The sequence below is a fragment of the Flavobacterium noncentrifugens genome (assembly GCF_900100375.1).
Lineage (GTDB): Bacteria > Bacteroidota > Bacteroidia > Flavobacteriales > Flavobacteriaceae > Flavobacterium > Flavobacterium noncentrifugens.
This window is the reverse complement of record NZ_FNEZ01000001.1, coordinates 781,350-794,050: the sequence shown is the minus strand read 5'-3', so window position 1 is coordinate 794,050 and position 12,701 is coordinate 781,350. Positions and strand designations below refer to the sequence as shown.

At 38.9% G+C, this 12,701-nt stretch carries 9 protein-coding genes; 8 read left to right on the top strand and 1 reads right to left on the bottom strand.

Annotation, left to right across the window (positions count from 1 at the left end):
• Window positions 1–9: 9 nt before the first annotated feature.
• Window positions 10–597, top strand: a complete 588-nt coding sequence (locus tag BLS32_RS03470; protein ID WP_091391898.1) for a hypothetical protein — start codon at window positions 10–12, stop codon at window positions 595–597.
• A gap of 29 nt (window positions 598–626) precedes the next feature.
• Here BLS32_RS03470 and gltX read toward each other — a convergent pair whose 3' ends face one another.
• Window positions 627–2,132 (bottom strand): glutamate--tRNA ligase, encoded by a 1,506-nt coding sequence (gene gltX, locus BLS32_RS03465; protein ID WP_091391896.1) that lies wholly within the window; start codon window positions 2,130–2,132, stop codon window positions 627–629.
• Between the two features lie 132 nt (window positions 2,133–2,264).
• On the opposite strand from gltX, the gene BLS32_RS03460 reads away from it, so the two are divergent.
• The 7 genes from BLS32_RS03460 (at window position 2,265) to BLS32_RS03430 (ending at window position 12,627) form a co-directional block, all read left to right on the top strand.
• The gene (locus BLS32_RS03460; protein WP_091392415.1) at window positions 2,265–5,669 is read left to right on the top strand and encodes a collagen-like domain-containing protein; all 3,405 of its coding nucleotides are present in this window, start codon (window positions 2,265–2,267) and stop codon (window positions 5,667–5,669) included.
• Window positions 5,662–6,081 (top strand): rRNA maturation RNase YbeY, encoded by a 420-nt coding sequence (ybeY, locus tag BLS32_RS03455; protein WP_091391894.1) that lies wholly within the window; start codon window positions 5,662–5,664, stop codon window positions 6,079–6,081. Before BLS32_RS03460 ends, ybeY begins: the two co-directional genes overlap by 8 nt.
• Window positions 6,082–6,116: 35 nt before the next feature.
• Window positions 6,117–7,988, top strand: coding sequence for a tRNA uridine-5-carboxymethylaminomethyl(34) synthesis enzyme MnmG (gene mnmG / locus BLS32_RS03450; protein ID WP_091391893.1), 1,872 nt, complete (start codon window positions 6,117–6,119; stop codon window positions 7,986–7,988).
• A 20-nt stretch (window positions 7,989–8,008) separates the two neighbouring features.
• Window positions 8,009–8,518 (top strand): hypothetical protein, encoded by a 510-nt coding sequence (locus BLS32_RS03445; RefSeq protein WP_139171683.1) that lies wholly within the window; start codon window positions 8,009–8,011, stop codon window positions 8,516–8,518.
• Window positions 8,502–9,383 carry a class I SAM-dependent methyltransferase gene (locus tag BLS32_RS03440; RefSeq protein WP_091391889.1) on the top strand — a complete coding sequence of 294 codons (882 nt, stop codon included), beginning with the start codon at window positions 8,502–8,504 and terminating at the stop codon, window positions 9,381–9,383. Before BLS32_RS03445 ends, BLS32_RS03440 begins: the two co-directional genes overlap by 17 nt.
• A 222-nt stretch (window positions 9,384–9,605) precedes the next feature.
• Window positions 9,606–10,208 (top strand): OmpH/Skp family outer membrane protein, encoded by a 603-nt coding sequence (locus tag BLS32_RS03435; RefSeq protein ID WP_091391887.1) that lies wholly within the window; start codon window positions 9,606–9,608, stop codon window positions 10,206–10,208.
• A 136-nt stretch (window positions 10,209–10,344) separates the two neighbouring features.
• Window positions 10,345–12,627 carry a helix-turn-helix domain-containing protein gene (locus BLS32_RS03430; RefSeq protein ID WP_091391886.1) on the top strand — a complete coding sequence of 761 codons (2,283 nt, stop codon included), beginning with the start codon at window positions 10,345–10,347 and terminating at the stop codon, window positions 12,625–12,627.
• Window positions 12,628–12,701 lie beyond the last annotated feature (74 nt).

Genomic DNA, 12,701 nt, shown 5'->3' with positions numbered 1-12,701 from the left:
CCAAACCTGATGAGGAAATTACTACTATTAATCGGCCTTATTTCGATCAATGCATCTGCACAAAATGCCATCGAAATGAAAAACGGAACCAAAATAAATCCTGTCGAAAATTCCATTCACGTAGATGCTAATGGCAAAAAAATCTATTACAAACTGCCCAATGTTGTTAAAGAGCAAAAGCTGAAATTTACAGATTTAAACATTGCAAATTTTGGAGATTACCGATTCAAATCATTTACAATCAACAAAAAATCCAAATCATATTACGTTTTGGCAGAAGACAAAGGCAAAACATTAGCCACAATAAAAATATCCAAAGTCATCAGCCGCGGCGGATTTGAATCGGTTTTGGATTTTTACGAATTGGTCGTTTTAGATGCAGATTCAAATCTGCTGGCAAGTACTTCTTTCAGTGCCAACAACTCTGATAAAAGTATTCAAGAAAGGGCAGGAGTGAACCCTTTGATCCAAACGCATTTCCCCGATTGCCCGAAGCTATTGGAAAAAGCAAAGTTGTTTGAAAGCAATTCATCCGATACAAACAACCGAATGATCATGACTTTTCTCGATATTCCAGTTTTTATAAATTGCCGATAACAAAAAAGCTCCCAAATCGGGAGCTTTTTTTATAAGGTTTGGATTGCTTTGTGAATCCGTTTGATCGTTTCTTCTTTTCCGATTAATTCAAGAATATCAAACAAATGCGGGCCTTTTAAAGCACCAACAAGGCTCAAACGCAGCGGCTGCATGACTTTGCCCATTCCGATTTCATTTGTTGTCATCCAGTCTTTTACAACCGTTTCGATGTTTGCAGAAGTAAAATCAGAAATGTTTTCCAGAACGGAAATGAGTTGGTTCATCAAGCCCGGCGTTTCCTCTTTCCAGTTTTTAGCCGCTTTTTCATCATAAGACGTAGGCGCAACAAAAAAGTAATCGCTGAGTTCCCAGAAATCCGAAACAAAATTCGCACGTTCTTTAATTGAAGCTACAATTTTTACAAGCTTTTCATTTTCGATTGAAATTCTTTTTTCAGTTAAAACAGGAGCAAAGGCTTTCGCCAATGATTCGTCGCTTTGCGCAATCAAATATTGGTGGTTAAACCATTTGTTTTTCTCTGGATCGAATTTGGCTCCGGATTTATGGACGCGGTCAAGGTCGAAAGATTCGGCCAGTTCATCCAATGAAAATAATTCTTTGTCAGTGCCGTCATTCCAGCCTAAAAGCGCTAAAAAATTGATCACCGCTTCTGGGAAAAATCCGTTTTCTCTGTAACCGGACGAAACGCCTTCTTCAGTTTTCCATTCTAATGGAAATACCGGAAATCCCAATTTATCGCCGTCGCGTTTTGATAATTTTCCGTTTCCGACCGGTTTTAAGATCAATGGCAAATGCGCGAATTCCGGTGCTTCCCAATTGAAAGCGCGGTATAATAAAACGTGCAATGGCATCGATGGCAACCATTCTTCACCGCGGATCACGTGTGAAGTTTCCATCAAATGATCGTCAACAATATTGGCCAAATGATACGTTGGCATGCCGTCGCTTTTGAACAATACTTTATCGTCTAGTAAATTCGTTTCAAATTTAATGTCGCCACGAATGATGTCATTCAAATGCAAAGTTTCACCAACAGGCGTTTTAAAACGAATGACGTAATCTTCACCAGTAGCGATTCTTTCAGCTGTTTTTTCAGCCGAATTCGTCAAAGAATTATCCAAAACATCACGAACCGAATGGTTATAAATAAATGTTTTTCCTTCTGCTTCAGAAGATTTACGCAAATTGTCAAGACTTTCTGCAGTGTCAAATGCATAATACGCCCAGCCTGAATTGATTAGCTGGTTTGCATAATCTTTATACAAATCCTTTCTTTCGCTTTGCTTATACGGCCCGAATTTTTCGTTTTTTCCAACGGTTTCAGATGGCGCAATTCCCAGCCATTCCAAAGCTTCAAAAATGTATTGTTCAGCGCCGGGAACAAATCGGTTTTGATCGGTATCTTCAATCCTTAAATAGAAAACGCCGCCGTGTTTTTTGGCAAACAAATAATTGAACAATGCGGTACGAACGCCGCCAATATGTAACGGACCAGTCGGACTTGGTGCAAAACGCACGCGAACTTGCTTAGACATTTTTGTAAAATTTTGGTGCAAAGATAGGAAAACGAAGTCCGATTTTGGCCTGAAATTAGGCGTCAAACTTTAACCTTTTCTTATTCATATAAATTACTACTTTTATCGGTTATTAAAAAACAACGATTGAATTTGGATACTTCGAATGTAATTTACGGGAAGTTAGAGGCTTTTATCAGGAAATATTATACGAATGAATTGCTGCGCGGAACGATTTTTTTCGTCGGGCTTGGGTTGATTTATTTGTTGTTCACGCTTTTCGTTGAATATTTTTTATGGTTGAAACCAACGGCACGAACGTTTTTATTCTGGGCATTTGTTGGAGTGGAAGTGTTCTTGTTGTTTCGGTTTATCCTGTTTCCTATTTTTAAATTGTTCAAATTACAGAAAGGAATCGATTACAAAGAAGCGTCGAATATCATCGGAAACCATTTTACAGAAGTCAGCGACAAGCTTACGAATTTCCTGCAATTGTCGAATGAGAATAATCAATCGGAATTGTTATTGGCTTCGATCGAACAAAAGGCAAATACACTGCAGCCAATTCCGTTTGGAAACGCGATCAACTTTAAAAAGAACAGCAAATTCCTGCCATTGGCTATTATTCCGATCTTGTTTTTTGCTTTTTTCTATCTGTCAGGAAACAGCGGAATGATCTCGCAGAGTTTCAATAGAGTCGTAAATTTTAAAGAACAATTCCTGCCTCCGGCGCCATTTAAATTTGTGGTGTTGAATCAAAACCTACAAACCGAACAAAATAGAGATTTTATCGTACGTATCAAAACCGAAGGAAAAATCATTCCTGAAAACGCAATGATTTTAATTGGCGACGAAAGTTATTTTATGGAATCTGAAAAGCCAGGAGAATTCCAGTTTAAGATTGCAAAGCCGCTTTCAAATGTGGCATTCAGGCTTGAAGCCAATGACATTTCGTCGAAGGAATATGAGTTGGCCGTTGTGGCCGTTCCGTCGATAGCGAATTTTGAAATGGTGCTGAACTTTCCGTCTTATCTGAACAAAAAATCCGAAATCGTAAAAGGAACCGGAAACGCCATTGTTCCAGAAGGTACGCGCGTGACGTGGAAAATGAATACACAAGCAACGCAAAATGTAGATTGGACGGATTTGAAAAGCAATTATCCGTTTTCAAAATCGGAGAATGCTTTTTCACTGACTAAGAATATTTCACAAAACACAGAATATCAAATTCTTACATCAAATTCTAAAGTGCGGAATTATGAAAAACTGAATTATCAGATCTCAGTCATCAAAGACCAATATCCAACGATCAATGTCAACAACGCGCCAGATACTTTGAAAGTGCAGAAAAATTATGTTTTGGGACAGATTTCAGATGATTATGGATTGTCAAAACTGCAAATTGTTTATTATCCGAAAGACAAGCCTGAATTAGCCAAACGTGGAACGATCTCGGTGAAGAAAGAAGTTTTCGACCAGTTTGTTTTTGCATTCCCAGGAACTTTGCCTGTAGAGCAGGGCGTTTCGTATGAGTATTATTTTGAGGTTTTCGACAACGATGCGATCCATAATTTTAAGAGCACCAAATCATCGGTTTTCTCGAATACGATTTTGACAGATGAACAAAAAGAAGACGTGGTTTTGCAGCAGCAGAATCAAAACATCAACAGCCTTGAAAAATCGTTGAAAAATCAGGATAAGCAATTGTCTGAAATTGACAAGCTCCAGAAAACCGGAAAGGAAAAAGACAACCTCGAATTTAAAGACCAGCAAAAAGTCAATGAATTTATCAAACGTCAGAAACAGCAGGACGAAATGATGAAAGAGTTTTCCAAAAAAATGGAGGAAAACTTAGACAAATTTAAAGCCGATAAAAAAGACGAACTCAAAGAAGAGCTGCAAAAACGCCTCGAAAATGCCGAAAAAGATTTAGAGAAAAACCAGAAATTATTGGATGAACTAAAAGAACTGAACGATAAAATCAAGAACGAAGAGTTGTTGGAAAAACTCGATAAATTCAAACAAAACAGTAAAAACCAAGTCAAGAATTTAGAGCAGCTTGTAGAGCTTACGAAAAAATATTACGTTGAAAAGAAAGCCGAACAATTGGCAGATAAATTAGACAAGCTTTCTGAAAAACAGGACAAGTTATCAGAAAATGAAAAGGAAAACAAAACCGATAAACAGGATGAAATCAATAAAGAATTCGACAAAATCCAGGAAGAGTTAAAAGACCTGAAAAAAGAAAATCAGGATTTAAAAACGCCGGTCGAAATTCCAAACGATGCCGAGAAAGAAAAAAGTATTGATGAAGATTTGAAAAAAGCGTCTGAAGAATTGCAGAAAGACAAAAAAACATCGGCCAAGCCAAAGCAAAAAAGTGCGGCTAAGAAGATGAAGGAAATGAGTCAGAAAATGGCTGAAAGCATGCAGTCAGGCGAAATGGAACAACTCGAAGAAGATGTAAAAATGTTGCGCCAGATCCTCGATAATTTACTTGCTTTTTCATTTTCACAGGAAGATTTAATGGGACAATTTAAAAACCTCAAGCGCGGATCGCCGTCATTCAACAAAAACTTAAAGCTCCAGCAGGATTTAAAACTGCAATTTAAACATGTAGACGACAGTTTGTTTGCAATGTCATTACGAAATCCAAAAATTGCAGAAGATGTTACGAAAGAGATTGGAAACGTGCATTACAACATAGACAAATCGCTTGAAAGTTTGGTAGAGGCGCAAATCCCGAAAGGACTTTCACACCAGCAATACACGATTTCCTCAGCAAATAAACTTGCCGATTTCCTCAGCGATATTTTAAACGGGATGCAAATGTCGTTATCCGGAAGCGGTCAAGGAAAACCCAAACCCGGACAGGGGCAAGGCGCCGGAATGCAACTTCCGGACATCATTAAAAAACAGGAAGGCTTGAGCCAAAAAATGAAAGACGGAATGGAATCTGGAGATAAACCTGGTGACAAACCCGGTGAAGGGAAAAAGCCTGGTGAAGGCAAGAAACCCGGAGACGGAAATAAGCCTGGATCCGATGGAAAACCCGGCCAGGGTAAAGACGGGAAATCTGGAAAAGACGGCAAAAGCGATTCTGGAAGCGGGCAGTCAGAAGGTGGAGAAAACGGCAGTGATGGTGAAGGCGATGCACGTGCCATCATGGAAATCTACAAAGAGCAACGCCAATTGCGAGAAGCTTTACAAAACGAATTGAACAAGAAAGGCCTTGGCGGAAATGGGCAAAATGCATTAGACCAAATGAAGCAAATCGAAAAGCAATTGCTCAACAAAGGGTTTAACAATGAAACCTTGCAAAAAGCATTGAATCTTAAATATGAATTGCTAAAACTCGACAAAGCGGTACAACAGCAAGGCGAGGAAAAGAAACGTCAGGCCGAAACCAGTAAACAGCAGTTTAACAACCAAAGCAATGCGCTTCCTGCCTCGCTACAAGATTATTTAAACAGCATAGAGATTTTAAACAGACAAAGCTTACCTTTGCGCTCCAATTTTAACCAGAAGGTTCAGCAATACTTTAAAGGCAATGATTAATTTCAATTACGAAACAGAGTTTGAGATTTCAGATGAAGAAGCTTATGTGGATTGGTTGTCCAATGTGATTGTTTCGGAAAAAAAGTCACAAGGCGATATCAATTATATCTTTTGTGACGACGGATATTTGCTAGAAATCAACCAGCAATATCTCGATCATGACACTTTAACCGACATTATAAGCTTTGATTATTCTGTAGGAAACGAATTACACGGCGATATTTTCATTTCAATTGAGCGTGTGGCGGAAAACGCTGCTGATTTTGGCGTTTCGTTCGACGAAGAATTGAAAAGAGTACTGGTTCACGGAGTGCTGCATTACTGCGGTTACAAAGACAAATCCGAAGCTGACGAGAGATTGATGCGTCAAAAAGAAGAAGAAAAAATGCTATTGTTTCACGTGGAACAATAGCGTTTAAATGCTAATGACAAATAAGATAGAAGAATATGTTTCAGGAAGAATATGATGTAATTGTTGTTGGCGCAGGCCATGCGGGCTCTGAAGCCGCAGCTGCTGCGGCAAATATGGGTTCGAAAACCTTATTGGTGACAATGAGCCTTCAGAACATTGCACAAATGTCCTGCAATCCTGCGATGGGCGGAATTGCGAAAGGGCAGATTGTTCGCGAGATTGATGCGCTTGGCGGATATTCCGGAATCGTTTCAGATAAAACAGCGATTCAGTTCAAGATGCTGAACAAATCAAAAGGCCCGGCAATGTGGTCTCCAAGAGTACAAAGCGACCGCATGCGATTCGCAGAAGAATGGAGGCTAATGCTGGAACGCACACCAAATCTTGATTTCTATCAGGAAATGGTTAAAGGGCTGATTATCGAAAACGGAAAAGTAAAAGGAATCAAAACGTCGCTAGGTGTGGAAATCCGATCCAAATCAGTGGTGCTAACCAATGGAACTTTTCTTAACGGATTGATCCATATTGGCGAAAAGCAATTTGGCGGCGGCAGGGCAGGTGAGAGTGCTGCATACGGAATTACGGAAGATTTAGTCAGTGCCGGATTCGAATCGGGCAGAATGAAAACTGGAACGCCTCCGCGTGTAGACGGACGCTCGTTAGATTATTCAAAAATGAATGAAGAGAAAGGCGATGAAAAGCCTGATAAATTTTCCTATTCAGATATTACATCGCCATTAGTGCATCAAAAATCCTGTCACATGACCTATACTTCGCTTGAAGTGCATGATATTTTGCGTGAAGGATTTGATCGTTCACCCATGTTTAATGGACGAATTAAAAGCATCGGACCAAGATATTGCCCATCTATCGAAGATAAAATCAATCGTTTTGCAGATAAAGAAAGGCACCAATTGTTTGTCGAGCCTGAAGGCTGGAACACGGTTGAGGTTTACGTAAACGGATTTTCGACATCATTGCCGGAAGATGTGCAATTTAAAGCGCTTCGTTCGGTTGTGGGTTTTGAAAATGTCAAATTTTTCAGACCAGGTTATGCCATAGAATACGATTATTTTCCTCCAACACAACTGAAGCATACATTAGAAACCAAACTTGTGGAAGGTTTGTATTTTGCCGGACAAATCAACGGAACCACAGGTTATGAAGAAGCAGCTTCTCAAGGATTGATGGCAGGAATCAACGCCTCATTAAAAGTTCAGGAAAAAGCACCATTGATCTTGAAAAGGGATGAAGCATATATAGGGGTTTTGATCGACGATTTAATTACAAAAGGAACGGAAGAACCCTATCGAATGTTTACTTCCAGAGCCGAATACAGAACATTACTGCGCCAGGACAATGCCGATTTTCGGTTAACGCCAATGTCGCATGCGATAGGATTGGCCTCAGAAAAACGCTTGCGCCGAATGGAACACAAGTTTAATGAATCTGAAAAGATGGTCAATTTTTTTAAAGAAACGAGCGTCACGATGGCTGAAGCCAATCCGGTTTTAGAAGCAAAAGAAACGGCTTCTATTTCGCAATCAGATAAAATGTTTAAAGTTTTTTCGCGTCCGCAAATTGATTTGCACGACATGTTGAAGTTCGACAAAGTGAAAACCTACGCGGATGAAAATGATTTGGATCAGGAAATTTTAGAACAAGCCGAAATACAGGTTAAATATTCGGGTTACATCGAAAAAGAACGCAACAATGCGGATAAGCTTACCCGTTTGGAAGACGTTAAAATCCCTGAATTTTTCGATTACGAGAAAATTAAATCCATGTCTATAGAAGCAAAGCAGAAGCTAAGTGCGATTCGTCCGGTAACGATTTCTCAGGCCTCAAGAATCAGTGGAGTTTCTCCAAGCGACGTTTCGGTATTGTTAATATATATGGGTAGATAATGTTCCACGTGAAACTAAACATGCGAAAGCCCGCCATTAAAGGAATAACAGGAATGTTGTTTCTTTTTTTTGTTTTGAGTAGTTGTGCGGGAGCCAAACAAAGCATTCAAGTTCCCGATTATGTTTTGGTGCCAAACGGCAAAGAAAACATCGGAGGAAACAACCTGACGGCTTTCATTTTTGAAAACAACATGAAGAATGTTCCGATAGAACAATACCTTTCGATGAAATTTCAAACCAACAATCTTTTCGAAAAAGAATTTTGGATAAAGACTGATGGACAAAAATTCAAAATCATTATCTACGATTACAACGAGTTTGAAAAATATTTTGTGAGCACCAATTATGCGCCAATGAATGTAACTCCCGAAAATGCAAAATCAGGAGATCAAAGAAAATTTATTGCCATTTCTATGATCAGTTCCTACAATGAAGATTGTCTTGCAGAAGGATCATTGCTTCAGAATATTGCCGTAAATTACCTCAAAAATTTAAAAGACGAATTTTTACGAAATGGATATGCACGATAAAGAATTCTATTTAAAAGTAAAAGATTATTCAGTTTCAAAGGAAACTTTCGAATTGTATCATAATAAAACATTGGATCTGTTAATGACGCATCCAAAACCTGACCCTGAAAATCTATCAAGATATTACGAAAGTGACGACTATATTTCACACACCGATGGCAAAAGATCATTATTTGAAAAAGCTTATCATATTGTAAAAAATATTGCTTTGAAAAAGAAAGTCTGCATGATCAATTTTCAGCAAATAGGAAAAGGCAGACTTTTAGATATTGGTGCAGGAACAGGGGATTTTTTACTCGCAGCAAAAGAAAATGGCTGGGCAACCGTTGGATATGAACCAAGCGATAAAGCAAGGAATATCGCAATGTCAAAAGGCGTATCTTTTACAGATCGCACTGAAAAACTTCCCAATTATTCTTTAGATGTCATTACAATGTGGCATGTTCTGGAGCATGTATCTAATGTTGAAGCACAAATAAGTGAACTGAAAAGGCTTTTAAAACCAAATGGAACAATTTTTATTGCAGTTCCCAATTTCAAGTCGTATGATGCACAACATTATGGAGAATTCTGGGCAGCTTATGATGTGCCAAGGCATTTGTATCACTTTTCGAAAACAGCCATAAAATTACTTTTCCAAAAAGAAGAACTGGATTTAATTAAAATCATCCCAATGAAATTCGACTCCTTTTATGTATCGCTTTTGTCAGAAAAATATAAAACCGGAACCATGAATTATTTTAAAGCTTTTATCACCGGATTGAAGTCAAATGCAAAGGGAAATAGAAGCAAGGAGTATTCTTCACACATTTACATCCTAAAAAACACAAAAACCGACATAAATTCGCTTGAATCGCTGTTTTAAAGACAAATGGCGGATAACATTGGTGATTTTCGAAAGCCCTTTAAAACCCTTTATTTCGACTCAAATCTGATAAGATAAAACAATCCAATTTTAAAACCCCATAAATTACCCTGATATCAGACAAATCCCAAAGATTTTATAAGTTTTACCGAAACAATCGCTATTCTTTAAAATTTTAATACTTTTGGACACAAATAAAAAAACAACGTAGAAATTCACATAATGAAAAAATCACTTTTAATTGTTGCACTAGCCATTTCAATTGTTTCTTGTAACAAACAAACAGATGTTAAAGAAGTAAAAACGGCTTATGTTGACACTTCAAAATTGCTTGAAGAATACACCGAAGCCAAAGACATTGAAGCAAAATACAAGGCTAAATCGGATGAAATGGGACGCGAACTCGAAGCTGAAGTAAACCGTTTCAAATCGGAAGCTGCAAATTTTCAGAAAAATGCACAGGCAAACGGGCAGGCATGGGCACAGCAAAAAGGTGCTGAACTTCAAAAACGAGAGCAGCAATTAAGTTACGCACAACAAGCGATGATCCAGCAATTGCAGCAGGAAAGCGGTGCAGAAATGGATACTTTGGTAAAAGGCGTAAAAAAATACATCAAAGAATACGGTAAAAAAGAAGGCTACGCTTACATCTACGGAACTGGCGAAGCGGTTTCTATTTTATACGCTGAAGACAAATATGACATCACAAAAGACATCGTGAAACTGTTAAACGATAAATACAAATCGGCTCCAAAAACTGACGATAAAACGGATGTAAAAGCCGATGCCAAAAAAGAAATCGAAGCTTTAGAAAGCAAAAAATAAGATTTTAAAAGTTTTTAAAAATGCCTTCATCGGATGCTGATGAAGGCATTTTTTTTGCCAATCTCTTACAAACAGTTATTTGCAAATTAAGATTGTACAAGAAAATTCAATATTTTTAGCGTTTAATTTATACGCCATGGAACAAATTTCTGACGCCGCAGCCTACACACTGCGATTTATCAATCAAACACAACGATCGATTTTTCTTACCGGAAAAGCCGGAACCGGAAAAACCACGCTATTGCGCGAAATTATCCGCACGACGCACAAAAATACCGTCGTTGTTGCGCCAACAGGAATTGCCGCATTAAATGCCGGCGGCGTCACAATCCATTCAATGTTTCAACTGCCGTTCGCCGGATTTATTCCCGATAAAAATGCAGACGCGCACTTTTCAGGCAACGTCAAATTCGAAAGCCCAACAACGCTGCGACGCCATTTCCGCATGAGCGGACTCAAAAAAGCGGTGATCCAGAATATGGAATTGCTGATCATTGACGAAGTCAGCATGCTGCGTGCCGATTTGCTCGACGCGATCGATTATATGATGCAAAGCGTCAGGAAAATACGCCAGCCTTTTGGTGGTGTCCAGGTTTTATTTATAGGTGATTTATTGCAGCTGCCGCCGGTTGTCAAAGATGAAGAATGGCGCACATTGCGGAATTACTACAAAGGAAAATTCTTCTTTAATTCGCATGTGATCCAGCAAAATCCGCCGTTGTATATCGAATTGTCGAAGATTTACAGGCAAACCGACGACACTTTTATTTCGGTGCTGAACAATCTTCGAAACAATCAGATTACGAATGAAGACATTCAAACGCTGAACCAGTTTGTAAAACCGGATTTTGACCTCAAAAACAATCCCGGATTTATTACCCTTACGACGCACAATTCCAAGGCCGACCAAATCAACGCAAAAGCAATTGAAGAGTTAAGCGGCAAATTGGTGCAATACAAACCCGAAATTGTGGGCGAATTTCCAGATAAAATTTATCCTGTGGATGAAAATCTGCAGCTAAAAATCGGCGCTCAGGTGATGTTCGTCAAAAATGATCCGTCACTTGAAAAAAATTATTTCAACGGAAAAATGGGCGTGATCAAATCGCTTTCAGAGCAGGAAATTTTGGTTCACTTTCCCGAAGAAAACAAAACGATCGAGGTCGAAAAATATGAATGGCAAAATATTCGGTATTTCGTTGATCCGAATACCAAGGAGATTTCAGAGGAAGTTCTTGGTACTTTTGTCCATTATCCGATCAAACTCGCCTGGGCAATTACGGTTCACAAAAGCCAGGGATTGACATTTGACAAAGCGGCGCTCGATGTTTCGCAGGTTTTTCAGCCCGGCCAAGCTTACGTAGCCCTGTCGCGCTTGCGCTCTTTAAACGGCTTGATTTTGCTTTCTCCGCTGCGTATGAACGGCATTGAGAACGATCAGGATGTGATGGATTATGCTGAAAATAAAGCCAACGATCAGATTTTAGAAGATTCGCTAAGATTGGAAACGCAAAATTTTATCCACAACTATCTGAAAGGCAGTTTCGAATGGAACGAACTCGCGCAGGAGTGGCGCAACCATCAATTCAGTTACAAGCAGGAAGCCGAACGTTCCGAAAAATCCAAGTATTATGTGTGGGCGAAAAATCAGGAGCAAACGATCTGGACGCTTTTAGAACCTGCACGGAAATTTAGTTCGCAGCTCAATTCGTTATTTAGGGAAGAAAACGTCGATTTTGAATTCATTTTTGAACGAATCGAAGCCGCGTACAATTATTTCCTGAAGCCCATGGATAACATTTTGTATGAAATCCTCTGGAAAATCGAAGAAGTCAAGCGCATCAAAAAAGTCAAATCTTTTTATGACGAATTATTAGCGCTTGAAGAATTGCAAACCCGCGCGGTCATGCGTTTGATGAAAGCCAAGTTGCTGATTGAAACCGTCGTGGAAGGCAAGGAAATCTGTAAGGAAAATTTAATTTCGGATGCGATCAAATACTATAAATCCAGAAAATCTGAAAACATCCGCGAAGAATTTAAAAACCTGAACGTCACTTTGATTGAAGATGAAGCCGATGCTGATCGCTATTCGAAAAAGAAAAAAACGAAAGAGCCTAAAAAATCGACCGTCCAGGAAACCTACGAATTGTGGATCCAGAAAAATACAATCGCGGAAATCGCCGGAATTAGAAAGCTCACCAAGCAAACGATCAGCAACCATTTGGCCAAACTCATCGAAACCGGAACCGTCGACATTTCAAATGTTTTACCAGAAGACCGAATCGAAAAACTCGCCGAAATTTTCAAAGGTTACAAAGAAGAATCACTGAATCCGCTGAAAGAGCAATATGGCGATAAATTTACTTGGGACGAACTCAAATTGTTTAAAGCGAGTCTAAACGTGAAGTTTGCGGATTGATTTTCTTTAAACCATTAAGGTCATTAATGCTTAGCATTTCTAAATTTCTTTGATCTAAATTTTTGATTTTTGGA